Genomic DNA, 21927 nt, shown 5'->3' with positions numbered 1-21927 from the left:
CGTACTGCTCTGTTGCAGGCATTTCACCCGGCGTTGCGGAAGCGCTCATCCCATTGCGGACGCACACCGATTATCCTGCGCTGCAACATGACCCGACGATCCCAGATCGACAACGAGGATGCAAGCGAAGTGCGGGTTCCGGCAACTGCCGGTTTCAGATGCAACTTCCAGCCACTCTCCGCGGGTCATTTCCCTCTATTGCTGACAGGACGCGAATCATGAGCCTTTCTTCCCTCCAACAGGTCCCCGGCGTCGCCGCCCAGGCCCCGACCGAAACCACCGGCTTCGTGTTCAACCACACCATGCTGCGGGTGAAGGACATCACCGCCTCGCTGGACTTCTACACCCGCGTGCTGGGCTACCGGCTGATCGACAAGCGTGACTTCGCCGAAGCGCAGTTCAGCCTGTATTTCCTGGCCTACGTGCCGTCCGGCGCCGTGGTGCCGGAAGACGATGCCGAGCGCCGCCTGTGGATGGCCGGCCTGCCGGGCGTGCTGGAGCTGACCCACAACCACGGCACCGAAGCCCAGGATGGCCCGGTCTACCACGACGGCAACAGCGATCCGCGCGGCTTCGGCCACATCTGCGTCTCGGTGCCCGAGCTGGAAGCTGCCTGCCAGCGCTTCGAAGATCTGGGCGTGCCGTTCCAGAAGCGCCTGACCGACGGTCGCATGAAGAACATCGCCTTCATCAAGGACCCTGACGGCTACTGGGTGGAAATCATCGCCAACGCCTGATCCGGAAAGGGGCACAATTGCGCTGGCGCCAGGCCATGCCCGGCGGCCTTGCTCCGATATTCATCGCACGGGAAGCAGGCCGCGCTGCGCGCTCGCCGGGCGCGGCCCGGCGCTATCCACACTGTCCCCTTTTCTGTAGAGGTACGCATGGAAACTATGGAACTGCACCGCGGTCGATTGATCGATCACCTGCAGCTGGTGGTGCGCGACCTGCCGGCCAGCCGCCGCTTCTACCAGGCGGTGTTCGACACGATCGGCATTCCGGTTGCCGGCGAAGGGCCGGACTATTTCTGGGCTGACGAGCTGTTCATTTCCACCGCCAGCAGCGAAGCCGCTGCCGGCCAGCTGACCGGACGCCACCACCTGGCATTCCAGGCGCGCGATGCGGCGACCGTCGATGCGTTTCATGCTGCCGCCATCGCCGCTGGCGGCACCGACAACGGCGCACCGGGCGAGCGCCCCTATCATCCGGGCTACTACGGCGCGTTCGTGCTTGACCCGGATGGCAACAACATCGAGGTGGTCTATCACGGCCCGGCGCGCTACAGCGCCGATTCGGTGAAGGTGACGTTCTGATTCCACCGCTGCCGTGAACGAAGAAGCCGGGCAGTGCCCGGCTTCTTTTTTTCTACTGCGCCGGCGTCAATGCGCGGCCATGTAGATGTCCTGCAGCACGGCCTTTTCCAGCTCCAGCTCGCCCAGCAGATTCTTCACGATGTCGCCCAGGCTGAGGATGCCGACCAGGCGCGCGCCATCGGTGACCATCAGATGACGGCGCCGCGAGTACGTCATCAACGACATGGCCTGCTTCAGGGTGGCCTCCGGTGCGATGCCTTCCAGTCCCGTGGATGGCAAGGTGGAAATCACCCGGCGGCCGGCCTGCGGGCCATCGTCAGCCAGGGTACGCACGATGTCTTTCTCGGAGATGATGCCGACCGGCGCATCATCCTTCATCACCACCAGGGCAGCGATCCTGTTCGCGCTCATCTTGTGGGCGGCGGCACCGATGGTGTCTTCCGCATCGATGGTGATGACAGCTTCTTTCTTGGATTGCAGGAGTTCGCGGACGTTCATTCTTGTTTCCTGTTGCAGGTCACTGAAGTCAAAAAAGTGTGCTCTTCCGATTCGCCCCCTCCCCGGGAACAGACCTTTCAGCGCACGTCTGGCGCACCGGTCTGCCCATGGGGAATGCATCGGCAAGGCGAGGTGCTGCAACGCGAACGAGGCGGGTCCGGCAACGCAACCCGTATCTCGGTAGGCTCGATTCTACGACTGCGATCCTCGGTCACTACCGGCATCGATAGGACAGTACGTCGTGGGAACCTGCCGACGATCCAGAGAATGGCACTGCGGCTGAAACCGCCGCTGAACACACGCGGTGCTGCACGTTAAAGATTGATTGCCTGCTGCCGAGCGCGGACAGAACGCCCTGCGCGTGTCCCACTTGGCGCTGTGAGCGGCGCAAACGAAAGGGGGCCACGCGGCCCCCTTCACCTGAAGCATCCCATGCAGCCGATGGCGGTTACTCCACCGTCACGCTCTTGGCCAGGTTGCGCGGCTTGTCCACGTCGGTGCCACGCGCCAGTGCGGTGTGGTAGGCCAGCAGCTGCACCGGAATGGTATGCACCACCGGACTGAGCACGCCCGCGTGGCGCGGCGTACGGATCACATGCACACCTTCGCTTTCGGAGAAGTTGCTGTCCTGGTCGGCGAACACGAACAGCTCGCCTCCCCGCGCGCGGACTTCCTGCATGTTCGACTTCACCTTCTCCAGCAGGCTGTCGTTGGGGGCGATCACCACCACCGGCATGTCCTCGTCCACCAGCGCCAGCGGACCGTGCTTGAGCTCGCCCGCCGGATACGCCTCGGCGTGGATATAGGAGATCTCCTTGAGCTTGAGCGAACCTTCCAGTGCGATCGGATAGTGCAGGCCACGACCCAGGAACAGCGCGTTGGATTTGCGCGCGAAGCGCTCGGCCCAGGCCGCGATCTGCGGCTCCAGGTTCAACGCGTGCTGCACGCTGCCCGGCAGGAAGCGCAGCTGCTCCAGATAGTCGGCTTCCTGTGCGGCATCGACGCGCCCATGCAGCTTGCCCAGCACCACGGTCAGCTGGAACAGCGCGGCCAGCTGGGTAGTGAACGCCTTGGTCGAGGCCACGCCGATCTCGGCCCCGGCACGGGTATAGCAGACCAGTTCACTGGCGCGTGGAATCGCGCTTTCCGGCACGTTGCAGATCGACAGCGTGTGCTGGTGGCCGAGCGACTTGGCGTACTTCAGCGCCTCCATCGTGTCCAGCGTTTCGCCGGACTGGGAGATCGTCACCACCAGGTGCTTCGGGTTCGCATACGCCGCGCGGTAGCGGTACTCGCTGGCGATCTCCACGCTGCACGGCAGGCCGGCGATGGACTCGATCCAGTAGCGCGCGGTCAGGCCGGCGTAGTAGCTGGTGCCGCACGCCAGGATCTGCACGCCTTCGATGCCCGCCAGCACCGCCTCGGCATTCCTGCCGAACAGCTCGGCCGGGAAGCCACCGGCGTCGATCGCCGCCTCGATGGTGTCACCCAGCGCGCGCGGCTGCTCGTGGATTTCCTTCTGCATGAAATGGCGGTAAGGGCCGAGTTCCAGCGAGGCCAGCGACACGTCGGACAGGTGCACCTCGCGCTGTACCGGCTGATCGTGCTCGTCGAAGATGCGCACGCCCTCGCGGCGCACCTCGGCCGTGTCGCCCTCCTCCAGGAAGATCACCTTGCGGGTGGCCGAGATCACCGCCGAGACATCGGAGGCAACGAAGTTCTCGCCTTCGCCCAGGCCGACCAGCAGCGGGCAGCCCATGCGTGCGCAGACGAAGCGTTCCGGCTCGGCGCGGCTGACCACGGCCAGCGCATAGGCGCCGGTCAGTTCCTTCACGGTGCGCTGCAGCGCCACCAGCAGATCGTCACCGCTCTGCAGATGATGATGGATCAGGTGGGCGATCACTTCGGTGTCGGTCTGCGACTCGAAGGTGTAGCCCAGCGCGCGCAGCCGCTCGCGCTGTTCTTCATGGTTCTCGATGATGCCGTTGTGGACCAGGGCCACGCCCTGGCTGATGTGCGGATGCGCATTGGCCTCGGTGACGCCGCCATGGGTGGCCCAACGCGTATGGCCGATACCCAGCTGCGCATTGAACCCCTCGGCGGCGGCGGCCGCGGCCATCTCGGCGACCCGGCCGGTGCGGCGGACGCGGTGCACGTCAGGGCGATCGGTCGCGTCGATCACCGCGATGCCTGAAGAATCGTAGCCGCGGTACTCCAGTCGCTTCAGACCTTCGATCAGCACCGGCACCACGTCGCGATCAGCGATCGCTCCCACGATTCCACACATGTCACGCATTTCCTTGAAGACGGTCGCGGCATTCTAGCGTGCGTGTCCGGTTTCCCCCTCCTGTCCGCTTAATGAATGTGTCCGCACAGGTGTCCGCGGACACCCGGACACCGCCACTCGAATTGCAACTTATTGATAGGAAAGGAAATAAAGTTGGCACGCAACGTGCTTGGTATGGATCACCACCGTCAGGCACGAACCCGATGATCCGCGACACTTCCGCCCAGGACCAGATCGTTTCCTCCACCCCGGCCCGCCCGACCGCCGCCGCCTGGCATCGCTACCGTTGGCCGGCACTGGGCAGCATCGCCCTGCTCGCCGGCATCGGCTGGGCCGTGTACGCCTGGGCAAACGCCAGCCGCTCGTTCGACAGCAGCCGGGTGCGCATCGCCGAAGTGCAACGTGGCGACCTGGTGCGTGACATCGCTGCCGACGGCCGTGTGATCGCCGCCAACAGCCCGGTGCTGTATGCGATCTCCGCCGGTACCGTGGACCTGAAGGTCGTGGCCGGCGACGTGGTCAAGAAGGGACAGGAGCTGGCCATCATCGACAGCCCGGAACTGCGCAGCAAGCTGGCCCAGGAACAGGCCACCCTGGCTGGCCTGGAAGCCGAGGCCAGCCGCGCCGCGCTGGACGCAACGCTGGCCCGCGCCAAATCGCGCAAGGAAACCGATCAGGCCACCATCGAGCGCCAGGCTGCCGATCGCGACCTGCAACGCTACCAGCGCGGCTTCGACGGCGGTGCGGTGCCGCAGATCGACCTGGCCAAGGCCCAGGACAGCCTGAAGAAGGCCGACATCAGCCTTGCCAACGCCACCACCGATGCCCGCCTGCAGAGCCAGGGCGCCGACCTGGATGCACGCAACAAGCGGTTGCTGGCCGATCGCCAGAAGGCGGTGGTGGCCGAAGTGCAGCGCCAGGTCGATGCGCTGACCCTGCGCGCGCCGTTCGATGGCCAGGTGGGCCAGGTACAGGCCACCCAGTCCACCAACCTGGCGGCCAATGCGCCGGTGCTGGGCGTGGTGGACCTGTCCAAGTTCGAAGTCGAGATCAAGGTTCCGGAAAGCTTCGCTCGTGATCTGGCCATCGGCATGCCCGCACAGCTCACCGGCGGCAACGGCCAGCCGTTCCCGGGCGAGATCAGCGCGGTGTCGCCGGAAGTGGTGAACGGCGAGGTCAATGCCCGCGTGCGCTTCGCCGACAAGCAGCCCGAAGGCCTGCGCCAGAGCCAGCGGATGTCGGTCCGGGTGCTGCTGGATACCCGCAAGAACGTGCTGAAGGTCGAGCGCGGCCCGTTCGTCGAACAGGGCAACGGCGTGGCCTACGTGATGGATGGCCGCACGGCGGTGCGCCGTCCGGTGGAACTGGGCGTCAGCAGCCTGGGCGAAGTGGAAATCAAGTCGGGTGTGCAGCCGGGCGACCGTATCGTGGTCTCCGGCAGCGACCTGTTCAAGGACGCCGAACGCGTCTCCGTCAACTGATACATCCTGGAGAGAGGACACCCCATGTACATGCTCGAAATGCGTTCGGTCGCCAAGGTCTTCCGCACTGAACAGGTGGAAACCCATGCACTGCGCTCGCTGGAACTGCAGGTCAAGGAGGGCGAGTTCGTCGCCGTCACCGGTCCCTCCGGCTCCGGCAAGACCACCTTCCTCAACATCGCCGGCCTGCTGGAAACCTTCACCAGCGGCACCTACCTGCTTGATGGCGAGGATGTCAGCCAGCTCGGTGACGATGCGCGCAGCCGCCTGCGCAACCAGAAGATCGGCTTCATCTTCCAGGGCTTCAACCTGATTCCGGACCTGAACCTGTTCGACAACGTCGACGTGCCGCTTCGCTACCGCAAGATGAGTGCCGGCGAGCGCCGTGAGCGCATCGAGAAGGCGCTGACCCAGGTCGGCCTGGGCTCACGCATGAAGCACTACCCGAACGAACTGTCCGGCGGCCAGCAGCAGCGCGCGGCGATTGCCCGTGCCCTCGCCGGCAGCCCGCGCCTGCTGCTGGCCGACGAACCGACCGGCAACCTGGATACGCAGATGGCACGTGGCGTGATGGAGCTGCTGGAGGAAATCAACGCGGCCGGCACCACCATCGTCATGGTCACCCATGATCCGGAACTGGCCGCGCGTGCACAGCGCAACGTGCACATCGTCGATGGCCAGGTCACCGACCTGGTGCGCGAGCCGGTGCTGGCCACCCCGCGCCGCATCGTCGCCGTCAACGAGTGAGGGCATGCCCATGTTCGCCTACTACGCTCGACTGGCGGTACGCAGCTTCCGCCGCAACAAGGTACTGACCGCGCTGATGGTGGTGGCCATCGCACTGGGCATCGGTGCGTCGATGACCACCCTGACCGTGTTCCATGTCCTGTCCGGCGATCCGATTCCGGAGAAGAGCGACCGCCTGTTCTACGCGCAGCTCGATCCGCGGCCGCGCTCCGGCTACCTGACGGACGAGGAGCCGGAAGGCCAGATGACGCGGTTCGACGCCGAAGCCCTGCTGCGCGAGAAGCGCGCCGTGCACCAGGCGATGATGAGTGGCGGCAGTGCCATCGTCGAGCCGGAGGGCAGCACCCTCAAGCCGTTCTCGGTGGATACGCGCTGGACCTCGGCGGACTTCTTCCCGATGTTCAACGTGCCGATGCAGTACGGCCGCGCCTGGTCTGCCAGCGACGACGATGCACACAGCCGCGTGGTGGTGCTGTCCAAGGCCATCAATGAAAAGCTGTTCCAGGGCGCCAACAGCGTGGGCCGCGAGATCCGCGTGAACAGCCAGTCGCTGCGCGTGATCGGCGTGATGAAGGAATGGAATCCCGAACCGCAGTTCTTCGACCTGACCACCGGTTCCTACGGCAAGGACGAGGACCTGCTGGTGCCGTTCTCCACTGCCATGGATCTGGATTTCGGCAACAACGGCAACATGAACTGCTTCCGCGACGGCGGCCCGGGCGGCGACAGCCACTCGCTCAGTGCGGCCTGCACCTGGATCCAGTACTGGGTCGAGCTGGAGCCGGGCAAGGTCGATGACTACCGCCGCTATCTGGTGAACTACTCCGACCAGCAGCGCGCTGCAGGCCGCTTCGAGCGTCCCGCCAACGTGCGTGTGCGCAGCGTCATGGAGTGGCTGGACTTCAACGGTGCGGTGCCCAGCGACGTGCGCCTGCAGATGTGGCTGGCGCTGGGCTTCCTGGGCGTGTGCCTGGTCAATACGGTCGGTCTGCTGCTGGCTAAGTTCCTGCGCCGCAGCGGTGAGATCGGCGTGCGGCGTGCGCTGGGTGCCAGCCGTGGGCAGATCTTCCTGCAGTGCCTGGTCGAAGCCGGTGCCATCGGTGTGGTCGGCGGTGTGCTCGGCATCGGCCTGGCCCTGATCGGTCTGGCCGCAGTGCGCAGGCAGCCGGTGGAGTACGCCCAGCTGGCCCATCTGGACGGCAGCATGCTGCTGCTCGCCCTCGGCCTGACCCTGCTGGCCAGCCTGGCCGCCGGATTCCTTCCGGCCTGGCGTGCCATGCAGGTCACCCCCGCCATCCAGCTCAAGTCGCAGTAAGCACAAGGACACTGCCATGGATATCCGCCCCATCCTCAGCACGCTGCGCCGGCACAAGACCGCCGCTGCCCTGATCGTGCTGGAAATCGCGCTGACCTGCGCCATCGTCTGCAACGCGTTGTTCCTGGTCAGCCAGCGCGTGGAGAAGATCACCCAGCCCAGCGGCCTGGCCGAGAACGAACTGGTGATCGTCCGTACCAGTGGCATCGGTACCCAGACCAATGCCATGGCGCGTACCCAGGAAGACCTGGCCGCGCTGCGCGCCGTTCCCGGTGCGACCAGCGTGACCAAGGTCAACCAGCTGCCGTTCCGCCCCAGCTCGTCCAATACCAGCATCTCGCGCGAGCGCGACCAGGAACGGCCGACGACCTCGGCGACGCTGTACATGTTCAACGAAGGTGCGTTGTCCACCCTGGGCCTGCAGCTGGTGGCCGGCCGTGACTTCCTGCCCGGCGAGTACATCGACTTCGAGGACGCACGCAAGTCGGCCAGCACCACACCGGACAAGGCCTCGGCGGTGATCCTCAACCAGGCCGTGGCCGAGAAGATGTTCCCGGGCCAGAACCCGCTGGGCAAGACCTTCTACATGGGTCGGCAGGCGCTGCACGTGGTGGGCGTGGTTGCCCACCTCGCGCCGCCGACGGACTGGAACAACAACACCACCCTGTCGATGATCCTGCCGGTGCGCACCGACTTTGCCAGCGGCGGCCCGTACATGCTGCGCACCACGCCCGAACGCCGCGATGAAGTGCTGAAGGGTGCCCTGGCGGCTCTGGAACGCAACGATCCCAACCGCCTGGTGCGCGAGAAGCTCAGCTATGAGGACCAGCGCAACGACTACTTCAAGAACGACCGGGCGATGGTCGGGCTGCTGGTCACCGTATGCATCGCCCTGCTGGTGGTGACGGCGCTGGGCATCGTCGGCCTGGCCAGCTTCTGGGTGCAGCAGCGCAGCAAGCAGATCGGCATCCGCCGTGCCCTCGGTGCCACCCGCGGCCAGGTGCTGCGCTACTTCCAGACCGAGAACTTCCTGCTGGCCTCGCTGGGCATCGTGCTGGGCATGCTGGCGGCCTACGCCATCAATCTGTGGTTGATGAACATGTACGAGCTGCCTCGCATGCCGCTGCTGTACCTGCCGCTGGGTGCGGTGCTGCTGTGGGCACTGGGCCAGATCGCCGTGTTCGGCCCTGCGCGCCGGGCGGCCGCCGTGCCTCCGGCCGTCGCCACGCGGGGGGCCTGACATGCGCGCACCTTTCCTGGCGATGATGCTGATGCTGCCGCTGCCGGCCCTTGCCGGCAGCAGCAACCAGCAGACCATGAGCTGGCAGGACGACGGCGCCCATGTGGCGCTGGCGTCCTCGGGTGGCCACGTGCGGGTCGATGCGGCGCATCCGGAGGCGCGCTTCGGCGTGCGCCGTGGCGACCGCATCCTGCGCGTGGACGATACCGCCGTGCAGCAGGTCGACCAGCTGACAGCCGCGATGCAGGCCACCGACGCATCCAGCGTACGGCTGCTGCTGCAGCGCGATGGAAAGACGCTGACCGTGCCGGTGTCCCTGGCTGGCTGGCGGCCCCTGCTGTCACCGCCCACCGCACCACCACCGCCGCCGGCTCCGCCGCCGCCACGACGGTGATCCGGCACCGGCTGCAGGGCGGCAGCTTTTAGCTATGCTTGATGGGTGGCGCCGGCTCCTGCCGGCGCCCTGGAACCTACAGCTCTCTCCGGCGCTGCCCATCCCTTTTTCCAGAACCGGTCCATGCCCGCGATCCTCATCATCGACGACAACGCCAGCGTGGGCACCGCGCTGGACGTGCTGTTCTCCCTGCACGACATCGACACGCTGCAGGCACAGAGCCCGGCCGAAGGCCTGGCCCTGCTCGAATCGCAGCCGGTGGACCTGGTGATCCAGGACATGAACTTCAGCGAGGACACCACCTCCGGCGAGGAAGGCGAAGCCCTGTTCGCGCAGATCCGCGCACGCCACCCCGACCTGCCGGTGATCCTGCTGACCGCCTGGACCCATCTGAGCAGCGCGGTGGACCTGGTCAAGGCCGGCGCGGCCGATTACCTGGCCAAGCCCTGGGACGACCGCAAGCTGCTGACCACGGTCAACAACCTGCTGGAACTGTCCGAAGCACGTCGCGAACTGGACCGTCGGCGCGAACGCGAGCAGCGTCAGCGCACCGCGCTGGAACAGAAGTACGACCTCAGTGGTGCCGTCTTCGCCGATCCCGCCAGTGAACGCGTGATCGCCCTGGCCTGCCAGGTCGCACGCTCCGAACTGCCGGTCCTGATCACCGGACCCAATGGCGCCGGCAAGGAGAAGATCGCGCAGATCATCCAGGCCAATTCGCTGGTGGCAAAGGGACCGTTCGTCACGGTCAACTGTGGTGCGCTGCCGTCCGAGCTGATCGAAGCCGAGCTGTTCGGCGCCGAGGCAGGTGCCTACACCGGTGCCAACAAGGCGCGCGAAGGCAAGTTCGAGGCGGCCGATGGAGGCACCCTGTTCCTGGATGAGATCGGCAACCTGTCGCTGGGCGGGCAGATGAAGCTGCTGCGCGTGCTGGAGACCGGTCGCTTCGAGCGCCTGGGCTCCAACCGCGAACGCCAGGTCAAGGTTCGCGTGGTCAGCGCCACCAATGCCGACCTGCCGGCGATGATCCGCGACGGCACGTTCCGCGAGGACCTGTACTACCGCCTCAACACCGTGGAGCTGGTGCTGCCGCCGCTGGCCGAGCGGCCCGGCGACATCCTGCCGCTGGCCGAACGCTTCCTGGCGGGTGGCAAGCCGTTGTCCAGCGCCGCCGCTGCCGCGTTGCAACGGCACCCGTGGCCGGGCAACGTGCGCGAACTGCGCAACGTCATCCAGCGCGCCGAGCTGCTGGCCACCGGCAACCGTATCGAAGTGACCGATCTCAACCTGCCACGCGCTCCGGCTGCGCCACGCCCGGCGCCGAGCGCCGGCAACGATCCGGACCGCACGCGCATCGAGGAGGTACTGGCGCGCAATCATGGGGTCATCGCGCAGGCGGCCGCCGAACTCGGTCTCAGCCGCCAGGCACTGTACCGGCGCATGGACCGCCACGGCATTCCGCGCGAATGAAGCGACGCTCGTTCACCTTCCGCCTGTTCCTGCGCCTGCTGCCGGTGCTGGCGCTGGCTGCCGCGCTGCCCTGGCTGCTGGCCTACTGGCTCGACCACGGCTGGGCGGTGGCCATCGTATCCACGGTGATCCTGCTTGCCCTGATGTGGTGGGCGCTGCGCCGCGCCACCGCACCGGTCCGCTCGCTGATGCGTGCGTTGTCCGGCACCACCAGCAGCTACCGCGATGGAGAGTACAACTTCGGCGTTCACTGGGAAGGCAACGACGAACTGGGTGACCTGGTGAAGGCACATCGCGAGCTGGGCGACGTGCTGCGCGAGCAGCGCCAGGGTCTGGTGCAACGCGAACTGCTGCTGGACACGATGGTGCAGAACACGCCCGTGGCGATGCTGCTGATCGCATCAGGCGGCGATGGCATCGCCCGTGTGGTGTTCTCCAACCTGGCTGCGCGCAAGCTGCTGCATGGTGGCTGGAAGCTGGAGGGCCAGCGCCTGGAGGAGGTGCTGGAGCAGGTGCCGGTGGAACTGCGCGACGCCATCGCCCGCGGCGGCGACAGCCTGTTCGCGGTGCAGGCCGAAGGCGAGGACGGCGACGAGGATGACGAGCAGGTCTACCACCTGTCGCGGCGCGCGTTCCATCTCAATGGACGGCCCCATGATCTGCTGCTGGTGCGTCTGCTCACCGCCGAGCTGCGCCGGCAGGAAGTCCAGACCTGGAAGAAGGTGATCCGGGTGATCAGCCACGAGCTGAATAATTCGCTGGCACCGATTGCCTCGCTGGCGCATTCCGGAGGGGAACTGGTCAAGCGTGAGCGGTTCGACCGCCTGCCGGAGATCTTCACCACCATCGAAGATCGCGCCCGCCACCTGGAGGGGTTCATCCGCGGATACGCACGCTTCGCCAAGCTGCCACAGCCCCAGCTGCAGACCGTGCACTGGGCCCCGTTCCTGTCCAGCCTGCGCCAGCAGATTCCGTTCGGCATGGAGCAGGAGCCGGACGAGGAGATGAGCAGCCGCATCGATATCGCGCAGTTCGGGCAGGCACTGCTGAACCTGCTGAAGAACGCGCACGAAGCCTGCGCGGAAGCCGATCCGCCCAACGATGACGTGCAGGTGCAGTTGACCCGCCTGCCCCAGTGGCTGCGTCTGGATGTGCTTGATCGCGGCAAAGGCATGAACGAGCAGGTACTGCAGAATGCGTTGATGCCGTTCTATTCGACCAAGCGCAACGGCACCGGGCTGGGACTGGCGCTGACCCGGGAGATCGTGGAGGCGCACGGTGGACGGGTGTCGCTGCAGAACCGCAGTGAGGGTGGGTTGTGTGTTTCGATCCTGCTGCCGGCGGGGTGAGGTGACGCTCCGGGAAGCGGAAGCGGCCGCTCCGCCCGCCGGGCATGACCCGGCGCTGCCCGACATCATTGGCGAAGGCACCCCGGAACGACCTTCAGCCATCCATCGAAGACAGGACACGCCGCATCGCCACCCGTAGATGCATCGGAAACCCCAATGCGGCTTCCTCCGCCATCACGGCCTGCAGCCCGTCACCCCATTCCTCCTGCGCAAGCCCCACGAATCCCTCGCCGGCATAGAACGGCGCATTCCACGGCACGTCTGCCAGCGTCGTCAGCACCGCAGAGCGATAGCCCTGGGTCCTGGCCATTGCCAACGCGTGCCGCAGCAAAGCACGACCATGGCCACGACGCGCATGCGCCGGGTCCACATCCATCTGCAGCACATGGAATTCGCCGCACAGCCCGCCTGCCAGCAGGTAACCGGCGATGCCGCCGCCGTCGGCGTCATCCACCACCCACAGCTGCCCACGCCGGAGGCCGTCCCGCAGCGCCTGCAGATCCAGGCCGTGGCCGGCGAACACCGGATAGGCTTCGTGGCCCTTCAGCAGTTCGCCGGCACGCTGTTCGATCGCCGGCAGCACGCCGAGCTCGTCGGCATGCGGAATCCGTGGCTCAGGATTTCTTGACCGGCCGCTTCCAGCCATCGATGGTTTCCTGCCGTGCGCGTGCCAGCGTCAGCTTGCCGTCCGGCGCGGTGCGCGTGATGACCGAACCGGCGGCGATGGTGGCGCCCTCGCCGATCAGCACCGGCGCCACCAGCGAGCTGTTGGAACCGATGAAGGCATTGTCGCCGATGGTCGTGGTCGACTTGTTCACGCCGTCGTAGTTGCAGGTGATGGTGCCGGCGCCGATGTTCACCTTGCTGCCGATCACCGCATCGCCCAGATAGGTCAGGTGGTTGGCCTTGCTGCCCACGCCGAGGGTCACTTTCTTGGTCTCCACGAAGTTGCCTACGTGGACGCCATCGGCGAGCACGGTGCCCGGGCGCAACCGGGCGAACGGACCGACCGATGCGGCACCTTCGGTGACCACCCCTTCCAGGTCGCAGTGCGCGCGCACTTCGGTGCCCGGCCCGAGCGTCACGTCCTTGAGTCGATTGAACGGGCCGATGGTCACGCCATCTCCCAGCACCACCTTGCCCTCAAGAATGACATCGACATCGATGAGCACATCGCTGCCGACCGTCACGCTGCCGCGGATATCCAGCCGTGAGGGGTCCAGCACGCGCGCGCCCTGCGCGCACAGCGCACGTACTGCGCGGCGCTGCCACGCGCGCTCGAGCTGCGCCAGTTGCCAGGGATCGTTCGCCCCTTCTGCTTCCTGCACATCGGCCACCAGTGCCATCTCGGCCGGGGTGAACTCACGGGCTGCAAAGGCAAATACGTCGGTCAGGTAGTACTCGCCCTGCGCGTTGCTGTTGGACAGCTGCGAGAGCCACCGGCGCAGCGCGGTCGATTCGGCGGTGATGATGCCGGTATTGATCGTGCGCACGCGCAGCTGGTCATCGCTGGCGTCCTTCTGTTCGACAATGGCGCCGACCCGTCCCTCGGCGTCGCGCAGCACGCGGCCATAACCGGTCGGGTCATCGACATCGGCCACAAGCACGGCCAACCGGCCCGGCTGCGCCAGCAGGTCGCGCAGCGTCTGCGCGCGGATCAAGGGCACATCGCCGTACAGCACCAGCACCTGCGCGGCGTCGGGCACCTGCGGCATCGCCTGCGCGACCGCGTGGCCGGTCCCCAGCTGCTGTGCCTGCTCGGCCCATTGCAGGTCGGTCTGGTCGGCGAAGTGGCGCCGCACTGCCTCGCCACCATGGCCATACACCACGTGGATCGCAGCGGGGTCGAGCTCGCGGGCGGCAGCGATGACATGCGCGAGCATCGGCTGCCCGGCGATCGGCTGCAGCACCTTCGGCAGCACCGACTTCATGCGCTTGCCGGCACCTGCGGCCAGGATGATCACGTGCAGGGGTTGGGTCATGGGGGGAATCCGTGGTTCGATGACACCGATTCTAGAGCGTGGCCCGTTAACATGGATGCCCCTCCTTCTTCAGCATGCCGATGAGCCTCATCCGCCAGGGAAGCACCTACCTCGTCATCGGGCTCGTGCAGCTGCTGGTCGACTGGGTGGTCTTCGTGGCAGCCACCGCACTGGGGTTGCCGGTTGCACCGGCCAACGTCACGGGCCGGCTGGCGGGGATGCTGCTGGGCTTCTGGCTCAACGGTCGCTACACGTTCGCCGAGCCGGGCACGCACAAGCTGGGCTGGAAGCGCTTTGCGCGCTTCTGCGCGCTGTGGCTGCTGCTGACGGCGGCCAGCACGCTGCTGGTCAGCCTGGTCGACCAGGCTCTGGGCCTGCGCTACGCGTGGCTGGCCAAGCCGCTGGTCGAGGGCGGACTGGCGGCGGTGTCGTTCCTGCTGATGCGCCACGTGGTCTACCGCTGACCGGCGGTGATGGCGCACAAACAAAAACGCCGGCACGAGGCCGGCGTTCCTGTGGGTGTGGCGAGCCTCAGTGCTTGAGGTTCTTGCGCAGGCGCTCCAGCGCCTGCAACTGGACCACGGCTTCGGCCAGCTTCTGCTGGGCTTCGGCCACTTCCATGGCTTCACCACGGTTGGCCAGGATGCGCTCGGCTTCTTCCTTGGCCTTGCGGACCGAGGCTTCGTCGATGTCCTGCGCGCGGATCGCGGTGTCGGCCAGCACGGTCACCACCTGCGGCTGAACCTCCAGGATGCCGCCGGAAATGGCGAAATCCAGCTGCTCGCCGTTCGGCGTGGTCACCACCACCTTGCCCGGCTTCAGGCGGGTGATCAGCGGTGCGTGCTTGGGCGCGATGCCCAGTTCGCCCAGCTCACCGGTGGCCACGACCAGGGTCGCTTCGCCACGGAAGATTTCCTGCTCGGCGCTGACGATGTCGCAACGGATCGTGCTCATGCAAATCTCTTCGCTGTTCGCGGTGGCGCGATGCCACCGTGGAGGTCCACCGGCCCGGGCGGCTGCCCGGCGCCGGCGTCAGGTCGGGCAGGATCGCTCCCGCCCCTCCCGGATCAGGCCTTCTCGGCCATCTTCTTGGCCTTCTCGACCGCTTCTTCGATGCCGCCGACCATGTAGAACGCCTGCTCCGGCAGGTGGTCGTACTCGCCATCGACGATGGCCTTGAAGCCACGGATGGTGTCCTTCAGCGGCACGTACTTGCCCGGCGAACCGGTGAACACTTCGGCCACGTGGAACGGCTGGCTGAAGAAGCGCTCGATCTTGCGGGCGCGCGACACGGCCTGCTTGTCTTCTTCGGACAGTTCGTCCATGCCCAGGATGGCGATGATGTCCTTCAGTTCCTTGTACTTCTGCAGGGTCTGCTGGACGCGCTGGGCGGTGTCGTAGTGCTCGTGGCCGATGACCAGCGGGTCCATCTGGCGGCTGGTGGAGTCCAGCGGATCGACGGCCGGGTAGATACCCAGCGAGGCGATCGAACGCGACAGGGTCACGGTCGAGTCCAGGTGGGCGAAGGTGGTCGCCGGCGACGGGTCGGTCAGGTCGTCCGCGGGAACGTAGACGGCCTGGATCGAGGTGATCGAACCGTTCTTGGTCGAGGTGATGCGCTCCTGCAGGACGCCCATTTCCTCGGCCAGGGTCGGCTGGTAACCCACGGCGGACGGCATACGACCCAGCAGTGCCGACACTTCGGTACCGGCCAGGGTATAGCGGTAGATGTTGTCGACGAACAGCAGCACGTCCTTGCCCTTGCCGTTCTCGTCCTTCTCGTCGCGGAAGTACTCGGCCATGGTCAGGCCGGTCAGCGCGACGCGCAGGCGGTTGCCCGGCGGCTCGTTCATCTGGCCGTACACCATCGCCACCTTGTCGAGGACGTTGGAGTCCTTCATTTCGTGGTAGAAGTCGTTGCCCTCACGGGTACGCTCACCCACGCCGGCGAACACGGACAGACCGCTGTGCGCCTTGGCGATGTTGTTGATCAGTTCCATCATGTTGACGGTCTTGCCGACGCCGGCGCCGCCGAACAGGCCGACCTTGCCGCCCTTGGCGAACGGGCACATCAGGTCGATGACCTTGATGCCGGTTTCCAGCAGCTCGGTGGCCGGGGACTGGTCTTCGTACGACGGTGCCGCACGGTGGATTTCCCAGTTGTCGCTGGCAGCGACCGGGCCGGCTTCGTCGATCGGACGGCCCAGCACGTCCATGATGCGGCCCAGGGTGCCGGCGCCGACCGGCACCGAGATGCCACGACCGGTGTTGGTGGCGACCAGGTTGCGCTTCAGGCCATCGGTGGAACCGAGGGCGATGGTACGCACCACGCCGTCGCCCAGCTGCTGCTGGACTTCAAGGGTGATTTCGGTGTTGTCGACCTTCAGTGCGTCGTACACCTTCGGCACCGACTCACGCGGGAATTCGACGTCGACGACCGCGCCGATGATCTGAACGATCTTGCCCTGACTCATTGCTGCATCCTCTAAATGTGTGCTTTGAACGAACGCGGTCAGACTGCTGCCGCGCCGCCGACGATTTCGGAGATTTCCTGGGTGATCGCTGCCTGGCGCGCCTTGTTGTAGACGAGCTGCAGCGTACCGATCAGCTTGTTGGCGTTGTCGCTCGCCGCCTTCATCGCGACCATGCGTGCGGCATGTTCGGAGGCGACGTTTTCCAGCAATGCCTGGTACACCAGCGACTCGATGTAACGCGTCATCACGTGCTCGAGCACGGTCGCGGCATCGGGTTCGTACAGGTAATCCCAGTCGTGGTGCGCGACCTGCTTCTCGGCCGCCGGCAGCGGCAGCAGCTGATCGAAGCTGGCCTTCTGCGTCATGGTGTTCACGAAGCGGTTGTAGACCAGGTACACGCGGTCGACCTTGCCTTCAGTGAAGGCGTCGAGCATGACCTTGATCACACCGATCAGCGATTCCAGCTTCGGCACGTCGCCGATGTGGGTCACGCTGCCGACCATGTTGACCTTGACGCGGCGGAAGAAGGTCGATGCCTTCTGGCCGATGGTCACCAGATCCACTTCCGCACCCTTGTCCTGCCATGCCTTGGCTTCGCCCAGCATCTTGCGGAACAGGTTGTTGTTCAGGCCGCCGGCCAGGCCGCGATCGGAGGAGATCACGATGAAACCGACCCGCTTGACCTGCTCGCGCTCGACCAGGAACGGATGCTGGTAATCGGTGCTGGCCTGCGCCAGGTGGCCGATCACCTGCTTCATCGCCTGCGCGTACGGACGCGAGGTCTTCATCCGATCCTGCGCCTTGCGGATCTTGGAGGCCGAGACCATCTCCAGGGCGCGCGTCACCTTGCGGGTGTTCTGCACGCTCTTGATCTTGGTTTTGATTTCGCGTCCGCTTGCCATCTCTTGTTTCCCGTGGCGCGGGGCTGATGCCCCGCGTTGTTCAACGGTGGAACGGGGCCAGGCCCCGTTCCCCATGCGCTGTTACCAGCTGCCGGTGGTCTTGAAGTCGGCGATGCCCTTCTTGAAGGCACCTTCGATATCGTTGTCCCAGCCACCGGTGGCGTTGACCTTGTTGATCAGCTCGCCCTGGGTGTTGGCGAAGTGGGCGTGCAGGCCCTCTTCGAACGCCAGCAGCTTGTTGACCGGCACGTCGTCGAGGTAACCCTCGTTGACGGCGTAGATCGACAGCGCCTGGTTGGCGATCGACATCGGCGCGTACTGCTTCTGCTTCATCAGCTCGGTGACGCGCTGGCCACGTTCCAGCTGCTTGCGGGTGGCTTCGTCCAGATCCGAAGCGAACTGCGCGAACGCAGCCAGCTCACGGTACTGGGCCAGCGAGATGCGGATGCCGCCCGACAGCTTCTTGATGATCTTGGTCTGCGCCGAACCACCGACGCGCGACACCGAGATACCGGCGTTCACGGCCGGGCGGATGCCGGCGTTGAACAGGTCGGTTTCCAGGAAGATCTGGCCGTCGGTGATCGAGATCACGTTGGTCGGAACGAAGGCGGACACGTCGCCGGCCTGGGTTTCGATGATCGGCAGCGCGGTCAGCGAACCGGTCTTGCCGGTGACCTTGCCTTCGGTGAACTTCTCGACGTACTCCTCGGACACGCGGGCAGCGCGTTCCAGCAGGCGCGAGTGCAGGTAGAACACGTCGCCCGGGTAGGCTTCACGGCCCGGCGGGCGCTTCAGCAGCAGCGAGATCTGGCGGTAGGCAACGGCCTGCTTGGACAGATCGTCGTACACGATCAGCGCGTCTTCGCCGCGGTCCATGAAGTACTCGCCCATGGTGCAGCCCGAGTAGGCGCTGATGTACTGCATCGCAGCCGATTCGGACGCGGTGGCGGCCACGACGATGGTGTGGGCCAGGGCGCCGTTCTCTTCCAGCTTGCGCACGATGTTGGCGATGGTCGATGCCTTCTGGCCGATCGCAACGTACACGCACTTGATGCCGGTGCCCTTCTGGTTGATCACCGCGTCGATCGCCATGGCGGTCTTGCCGGTCTGGCGGTCACCGATGATCAGCTCGCGCTGGCCACGGCCGATCGGGATCATCGAGTCGACCGACTTGTAACCGGTCTGCACCGGCTGGTCGACCGACTTGCGCCAGATCACGCCCGGTGCAACACGCTCCACCGGAGCGGTCACGTCGGTGCCCAGCGGGCCCTTGCCGTCGATCGGCTCGCCGAGCGCGTTGACGACGCGGCCCAGCAGTTCCGGACCGACCGGCACTTCCAGGATGCGGCCGGTGGTCTTGGCGACGTCGCCTTCGCGCAGGTGCTCGTAGTCACCCAGGACCACGGCGCCGACCGAGTCGCGCTCCAGGTTCAGGGCCAGGGCGAAGGTGTTGTTCGGCAGTTCGATCATTTCGCCCTGCATCACGTCGGCCAGACCGAAGATGCGCACGATGCCGTCGGACACGCTGGTCACGGTGCCTTCGTTGCGCGATTCCGCGGCCAGCTTGACCTTCTCGATGCGGTTCTTGATCAGTTCGCTGATTTCGGAGGGGTTGAGCGTGGTTGCCATCGTCAAGTCCTAGTGCCGGCAGCGGGGCCGGACGTTAAATGAATTCAGTTAGCGAGCGCGGTCTGCAGGCGGGCCAGCTTGCCCTTCAGCGAACCATCGATGACCACGTCGCCGGCGTCGATCACGGCGCCGCCGATCAGCGAGGCATCGACCGCGGTGGTCACATCGACCTCGCGGTTGAAGCGCTTGCGCAGCGCGACCTTGATCGCGTCCAGCTCGCCGGCCGACAGTTCGGCGGCCGAGGTCACGGTGGCCTTGACCACGTGCTCGGCTTCGGCGCGCAGGGCGTCGAACATGCCGGAGATCTCCGGCAGCAGCGGCAGACGATGCGATTCGGCCAGGATGGCCAGGAAGCGCGAGAAGCTTTCGCCGTGGGTCGCCGGCGCCAGCAGGGCGACAGCGTCGTCACGACCGAGCTCCGGGTTGGCGAGCAGGGCCGCCACGCGCGGGTCGGCGGCGACGTGGGCGGAGAACGCCAGGGCGTCCGACCACGGCGCGAACGCGCCTTCGTCGCGCGCGGTCGCGAACGCGGCGCGGGCGTACGGGCGGGCAAGCGTGAGGGCCTGGCTCATCCTTAGATCTCCGAGGCCAGCTCGTCGAGCAGCGCCTTGTGGGCGTTGGCGTCGATTTCGCGCTTGAGCAGCTTTTCGGCACCGGTCACGGCCAGCGCGGACACCTGCTTGCGCAGATCTTCACGGGCACGGTTGGCGGCGGCGTCGATCTCAGCCTGGGCCAGTTCCTTCTGGCGGGTGGCTTCGGTGATCGCTTCGGTACGGGCTGCGTCGACGATCTGGTTGGCGCGCGCGTGGGCCTGGTCGATGATCTCGTTGGCCTTGGTGCGGGCTTCCTTCAGCGCTTCGTTGACCTTCTCCTGCGCCTGGGCCAGATCTTTCTGGCTGCGGTCGGCAGCAGCGAGGCCTTCAGCAATCTTCTGCTGGCGCTCTTCGATCGCGTTCATCAGCGGCGGCCAGATCTTGGTCGCGATGATCCAGATCAGACCAGCGAAGGCGAGCGCCTGCGCAAGAAGGGTGAAATTGATATTCATGGTTAGCTCGATCGCTGGTTTCGGGGTGGACGCGCCGCCGGGGCGGCGCATCCGGCCTTCATCCGAAACCGGGTGCATCAGCACCCGGTCGTCTCAAACCGCTGTATCAGCCGGCCAGAGCCTTGGTGACGGCACCGGCGAAGGCGGCCGACAGCGGGTTGGCGAAGGCCAGCAGCAGGCCGACGGCGACCGAGATGATGAACGCGGCGTCGATCAGGCCGGCGGTGATGAACATGCGGACCTGCAGGACCGGGATCAGTTCCGGCTGGCGGGCGGCCGACTCCAGGAACTTACCAGCCATGATGGCCAGACCCAGACCGGCGCCCAGCGCGGCCAGGCCGATCATGATGCCGACGGCGAGGGCGGTGGAGCTCTGAATCTGCGCGAAGTTGGTCAGGACGGCGAAGTACATGGTTATCTCCAGGAACTTAAGTTGCTAAGGGTGATGAAACGGATGAAGGTTGAAACGCGTTGAAGCTTGAAACTCAGTGAGCGTCTTCCGACAGGCTCAGGTACACGATCGACAGCATCATGAAGATGAAGGCCTGCAGCGGGATCACCAGCAGGTGGAACAGCATCCAGCCGAGGCCGAACGCACCACCGGCAATGGCGCCGAAGAAACCGGCACCACCCAGCACCCAGATCAGCAGGAACACGATTTCGCCGCCGAACATGTTGCCGAACAGTCGCATCGCCAGGGAGATCGGCTTGCTCAGCCACTCGACGATGTTGAGGATCAGGTTGAACGGCATCATCCACTTGCCGAACGGAGCCGTCAGGAACTCCTTGATGAAGCCGCCCAGTCCCTTGGACTTCAGCGCGAAGAACAGCATCAGGAAGAACACGCTGATGGCCATGCCCAGGGTGGCATTGACGTCGGCGGTCGGCACCGGCTTCCAGTAATGGATGCCCGCCAGCTCCAGCGGCTTGGCGATGAAGTCGGCCGGGATCATCTTGATGAGGTTCATCATCAGGATCCAGAAGAAGATCGTGATGGCGATCGGCGTGACCAGCTTGCTCTTGCCGTGGTAGGTGTCCTTGGCCTGGCGGTCGACGAACTCCAGGCAGATCTCCACGAAGGCCTGCCACTTGCCCGGCACGCCAGCCGTGGCCTTGCGGGTGCCCAGCCAGAAGGCGACCACGATCACCAGGCCCATCAGGACCGCGGTGAGGAAGGTATCGACGTGGATATGCCAGAACATCCCGTCGCCGTTGCCGACCGGTGCGGTCAGGTTCTGCAGGTGATGCTGGATGTAGCTGGTAGGGGTTAGAGCCTCGCCCGCCATGTGTCCGGAACCTTAGTTAATTGAATTCTGTCAACGCCTGGCCATCGCCAGGACCTGGAACATCAAGCCGACGGCGATACCGGCCAACAGCGCCAATGCAGGCAGCTTGAAGACCAGGAACCCCACCAGCAGGACGCCGAAAACGACTACCCACTTCGCCACGATCGCAATGATCAGCCGTGCCATTGCCGACCCCGCAGCCAGGGCACCCCCGCCCAGCGCCATCCGTGCCGCGACCCAGCCACCGGCCGAGATCGCCACGCCGGATGCCAGGGCACCGAGCGCGTACTTCGGCCCTACCAGCAGGAAGGCCAGGGCCAGGACAGCCACTGCGGCCAGCGGGTAGACCGCGGCGCGCAGCATCAGTCGCCGACCCGCTTCAACGGAGTTCAGCACAGGACGTCCCGCGTGGTTGCAAGTGGAGGGCTGAGGCGGCTACAGCAGGGGGGCCTCATCGAGCCGCCAAATTATAGCAATGGGACAATTTGCGAGACAACCGCTGCCTGTTCATCCCG

At 65.8% G+C, this 21927-nt stretch carries 23 protein-coding genes; 10 read left to right on the top strand and 13 right to left on the bottom strand.

Going from position 1 to position 21927, the window contains the following annotated elements:
• Positions 1-218 precede the first annotated feature (218 nt).
• Together gloA and ACVOMM_RS05885 are read left to right on the top strand one after the other, a co-directional pair.
• Complete coding sequence (gloA, locus tag ACVOMM_RS05890) at positions 219-737, top strand: lactoylglutathione lyase (RefSeq protein ID WP_481525981.1); 519 nt, start codon at positions 219-221, stop codon at positions 735-737.
• A gap of 147 nt (positions 738-884) precedes the next feature.
• Entirely contained in the window at positions 885-1313 is a 429-nt protein-coding gene (locus ACVOMM_RS05885; protein ID WP_053518717.1) for a VOC family protein, read from the top strand.
• A 66-nt stretch (positions 1314-1379) separates the two neighbouring features.
• On the opposite strand, the gene ACVOMM_RS05880 is transcribed toward ACVOMM_RS05885, so the two are convergent.
• Entirely contained in the window at positions 1380-1811 is a 432-nt protein-coding gene (locus ACVOMM_RS05880) for a CBS domain-containing protein (protein ID WP_164150638.1), read from the bottom strand.
• A gap of 448 nt (positions 1812-2259) precedes the next feature.
• Positions 2260-4098: a glutamine--fructose-6-phosphate transaminase (isomerizing) gene (gene glmS / locus ACVOMM_RS05875; RefSeq protein WP_262218934.1), complete on the bottom strand. Its 1839-nt coding sequence runs from the start codon at positions 4096-4098 to the stop codon at positions 2260-2262.
• A 203-nt stretch (positions 4099-4301) separates the two neighbouring features.
• Between glmS and ACVOMM_RS05870 the strand changes: the two genes are divergently transcribed.
• The 7 genes from ACVOMM_RS05870 (at position 4302) to ACVOMM_RS05840 (ending at position 12094) form a co-directional block, all read left to right on the top strand.
• Entirely contained in the window at positions 4302-5579 is a 1278-nt protein-coding gene (locus ACVOMM_RS05870; RefSeq protein WP_053518722.1) for an efflux RND transporter periplasmic adaptor subunit, read from the top strand.
• A 24-nt stretch (positions 5580-5603) separates the two neighbouring features.
• Positions 5604-6326, top strand: coding sequence for an ABC transporter ATP-binding protein (locus ACVOMM_RS05865; RefSeq protein WP_053518723.1), 723 nt, complete (start codon positions 5604-5606; stop codon positions 6324-6326).
• Between the two features lie 10 nt (positions 6327-6336).
• The gene (locus ACVOMM_RS05860; RefSeq protein WP_053518747.1) at positions 6337-7641 is read left to right on the top strand and encodes an ABC transporter permease; all 1305 of its coding nucleotides are present in this window, start codon (positions 6337-6339) and stop codon (positions 7639-7641) included.
• Positions 7642-7657: 16 nt separating this feature from the next.
• A complete protein-coding gene (locus ACVOMM_RS05855) occupies positions 7658-8881 on the top strand; it encodes an ABC transporter permease (protein WP_053518725.1) in 1224 nt (407 codons plus the stop codon).
• A gap of 1 nt (position 8882) precedes the next feature.
• Entirely contained in the window at positions 8883-9275 is a 393-nt protein-coding gene (locus tag ACVOMM_RS05850; protein ID WP_180876814.1) for a PDZ domain-containing protein, read from the top strand.
• Positions 9276-9398: 123 nt separating this feature from the next.
• Positions 9399-10745, top strand: a complete 1347-nt coding sequence (locus tag ACVOMM_RS05845) for a sigma-54-dependent transcriptional regulator (protein ID WP_074899853.1) — start codon at positions 9399-9401, stop codon at positions 10743-10745.
• A complete protein-coding gene (locus ACVOMM_RS05840) occupies positions 10742-12094 on the top strand; it encodes a sensor histidine kinase (protein WP_053518729.1) in 1353 nt (450 codons plus the stop codon). The genes ACVOMM_RS05845 and ACVOMM_RS05840 overlap by 4 nt, the downstream gene beginning before the upstream one ends.
• 94 nt (positions 12095-12188) lie before the next feature.
• Here ACVOMM_RS05840 and ACVOMM_RS05835 read toward each other — a convergent pair whose 3' ends face one another.
• Both ACVOMM_RS05835 and glmU read right to left on the bottom strand, forming a co-directional pair.
• Positions 12189-12740, bottom strand: coding sequence for a GNAT family N-acetyltransferase (locus tag ACVOMM_RS05835; RefSeq protein WP_111186217.1), 552 nt, complete (start codon positions 12738-12740; stop codon positions 12189-12191).
• The gene (gene glmU, locus ACVOMM_RS05830) at positions 12709-14076 is read right to left on the bottom strand and encodes a bifunctional UDP-N-acetylglucosamine diphosphorylase/glucosamine-1-phosphate N-acetyltransferase GlmU (RefSeq protein ID WP_065175197.1); all 1368 of its coding nucleotides are present in this window, start codon (positions 14074-14076) and stop codon (positions 12709-12711) included. The genes ACVOMM_RS05835 and glmU overlap by 32 nt, the downstream gene beginning before the upstream one ends.
• An 80-nt stretch (positions 14077-14156) precedes the next feature.
• Here glmU and ACVOMM_RS05825 point away from each other — a divergent pair, with 80 nt between their 5' ends.
• Complete coding sequence (locus ACVOMM_RS05825; RefSeq protein ID WP_053518733.1) at positions 14157-14540, top strand: GtrA family protein; 384 nt, start codon at positions 14157-14159, stop codon at positions 14538-14540.
• A gap of 67 nt (positions 14541-14607) precedes the next feature.
• Here the strand turns inward: ACVOMM_RS05825 and ACVOMM_RS05820 are convergent, their stop codons facing one another.
• The 9 genes from ACVOMM_RS05820 to ACVOMM_RS05780 form a co-directional block, all read right to left on the bottom strand.
• The gene (locus ACVOMM_RS05820; RefSeq protein WP_005419509.1) at positions 14608-15030 is read right to left on the bottom strand and encodes a F0F1 ATP synthase subunit epsilon; all 423 of its coding nucleotides are present in this window, start codon (positions 15028-15030) and stop codon (positions 14608-14610) included.
• A gap of 113 nt (positions 15031-15143) precedes the next feature.
• Positions 15144-16550, bottom strand: coding sequence for a F0F1 ATP synthase subunit beta (gene atpD, locus ACVOMM_RS05815; protein WP_049429233.1), 1407 nt, complete (start codon positions 16548-16550; stop codon positions 15144-15146).
• A 38-nt stretch (positions 16551-16588) separates the two neighbouring features.
• Positions 16589-17452 carry a F0F1 ATP synthase subunit gamma gene (atpG, locus tag ACVOMM_RS05810; RefSeq protein WP_053518734.1) on the bottom strand — a complete coding sequence of 288 codons (864 nt, stop codon included), beginning with the start codon at positions 17450-17452 and terminating at the stop codon, positions 16589-16591.
• A gap of 81 nt (positions 17453-17533) precedes the next feature.
• Positions 17534-19081: a F0F1 ATP synthase subunit alpha gene (gene atpA, locus ACVOMM_RS05805; protein ID WP_053518735.1), complete on the bottom strand. Its 1548-nt coding sequence runs from the start codon at positions 19079-19081 to the stop codon at positions 17534-17536.
• A 44-nt stretch (positions 19082-19125) separates the two neighbouring features.
• Positions 19126-19653: a F0F1 ATP synthase subunit delta gene (locus ACVOMM_RS05800; protein WP_053518737.1), complete on the bottom strand. Its 528-nt coding sequence runs from the start codon at positions 19651-19653 to the stop codon at positions 19126-19128.
• A gap of 2 nt (positions 19654-19655) precedes the next feature.
• A complete protein-coding gene (locus tag ACVOMM_RS05795) occupies positions 19656-20126 on the bottom strand; it encodes a F0F1 ATP synthase subunit B (protein ID WP_053518738.1) in 471 nt (156 codons plus the stop codon).
• Positions 20127-20232: 106 nt separating this feature from the next.
• Positions 20233-20538, bottom strand: a complete 306-nt coding sequence (gene atpE, locus ACVOMM_RS05790) for a F0F1 ATP synthase subunit C (RefSeq protein WP_005411133.1) — start codon at positions 20536-20538, stop codon at positions 20233-20235.
• Between the two features lie 73 nt (positions 20539-20611).
• Positions 20612-21412: a F0F1 ATP synthase subunit A gene (gene atpB / locus ACVOMM_RS05785; protein ID WP_053518739.1), complete on the bottom strand. Its 801-nt coding sequence runs from the start codon at positions 21410-21412 to the stop codon at positions 20612-20614.
• 30 nt (positions 21413-21442) lie between these two features.
• Complete coding sequence (locus ACVOMM_RS05780; RefSeq protein ID WP_180876808.1) at positions 21443-21808, bottom strand: hypothetical protein; 366 nt, start codon at positions 21806-21808, stop codon at positions 21443-21445.
• Between the last annotated feature and the right edge of the window lie 119 nt (positions 21809-21927).

The organism is Stenotrophomonas sp. STEN009, from assembly GCF_056760395.1.
Note: the sequence above shows the minus strand (reverse complement) of the source record. Positions and strands in the feature narration are given on the sequence as shown.

Excerpts from the sequence above, each read along its gene's own strand:
- gloA (WP_481525981.1), top strand. The coding sequence starts at position 219 with ATGAGCCTTTCTTCCCTCCAACAGGTCCCCGGCGTCGCCGCCCAGGCC.
- ACVOMM_RS05885 (WP_053518717.1), top strand. The coding sequence starts at position 885 with ATGGAAACTATGGAACTGCACCGCGGTCGATTGATCGATCACCTGCAG.
- ACVOMM_RS05880 (WP_164150638.1), bottom strand. The coding sequence starts at position 1,811 with ATGAACGTCCGCGAACTCCTGCAATCCAAGAAAGAAGCTGTCATCACC.
- glmS (WP_262218934.1), bottom strand. The coding sequence starts at position 4,098 with ATGTGTGGAATCGTGGGAGCGATCGCTGATCGCGACGTGGTGCCGGTG.
- ACVOMM_RS05870 (WP_053518722.1), top strand. The coding sequence starts at position 4,302 with ATGATCCGCGACACTTCCGCCCAGGACCAGATCGTTTCCTCCACCCCG.
- ACVOMM_RS05865 (WP_053518723.1), top strand. The coding sequence starts at position 5,604 with ATGTACATGCTCGAAATGCGTTCGGTCGCCAAGGTCTTCCGCACTGAA.
- ACVOMM_RS05860 (WP_053518747.1), top strand. The coding sequence starts at position 6,337 with ATGTTCGCCTACTACGCTCGACTGGCGGTACGCAGCTTCCGCCGCAAC.
- ACVOMM_RS05855 (WP_053518725.1), top strand. The coding sequence starts at position 7,658 with ATGGATATCCGCCCCATCCTCAGCACGCTGCGCCGGCACAAGACCGCC.
- ACVOMM_RS05850 (WP_180876814.1), top strand. The coding sequence starts at position 8,883 with ATGCGCGCACCTTTCCTGGCGATGATGCTGATGCTGCCGCTGCCGGCC.
- ACVOMM_RS05845 (WP_074899853.1), top strand. The coding sequence starts at position 9,399 with ATGCCCGCGATCCTCATCATCGACGACAACGCCAGCGTGGGCACCGCG.
- ACVOMM_RS05840 (WP_053518729.1), top strand. The coding sequence starts at position 10,742 with ATGAAGCGACGCTCGTTCACCTTCCGCCTGTTCCTGCGCCTGCTGCCG.
- ACVOMM_RS05835 (WP_111186217.1), bottom strand. The coding sequence starts at position 12,740 with ATGGCTGGAAGCGGCCGGTCAAGAAATCCTGAGCCACGGATTCCGCAT.
- glmU (WP_065175197.1), bottom strand. The coding sequence starts at position 14,076 with ATGACCCAACCCCTGCACGTGATCATCCTGGCCGCAGGTGCCGGCAAG.
- ACVOMM_RS05825 (WP_053518733.1), top strand. The coding sequence starts at position 14,157 with ATGAGCCTCATCCGCCAGGGAAGCACCTACCTCGTCATCGGGCTCGTG.
- ACVOMM_RS05820 (WP_005419509.1), bottom strand. The coding sequence starts at position 15,030 with ATGAGCACGATCCGTTGCGACATCGTCAGCGCCGAGCAGGAAATCTTC.
- atpD (WP_049429233.1), bottom strand. The coding sequence starts at position 16,550 with ATGAGTCAGGGCAAGATCGTTCAGATCATCGGCGCGGTCGTCGACGTC.
- atpG (WP_053518734.1), bottom strand. The coding sequence starts at position 17,452 with ATGGCAAGCGGACGCGAAATCAAAACCAAGATCAAGAGCGTGCAGAAC.
- atpA (WP_053518735.1), bottom strand. The coding sequence starts at position 19,081 with ATGGCAACCACGCTCAACCCCTCCGAAATCAGCGAACTGATCAAGAAC.
- ACVOMM_RS05800 (WP_053518737.1), bottom strand. The coding sequence starts at position 19,653 with ATGAGCCAGGCCCTCACGCTTGCCCGCCCGTACGCCCGCGCCGCGTTC.
- ACVOMM_RS05795 (WP_053518738.1), bottom strand. The coding sequence starts at position 20,126 with ATGAATATCAATTTCACCCTTCTTGCGCAGGCGCTCGCCTTCGCTGGT.
- atpE (WP_005411133.1), bottom strand. The coding sequence starts at position 20,538 with ATGTACTTCGCCGTCCTGACCAACTTCGCGCAGATTCAGAGCTCCACC.
- atpB (WP_053518739.1), bottom strand. The coding sequence starts at position 21,412 with ATGGCGGGCGAGGCTCTAACCCCTACCAGCTACATCCAGCATCACCTG.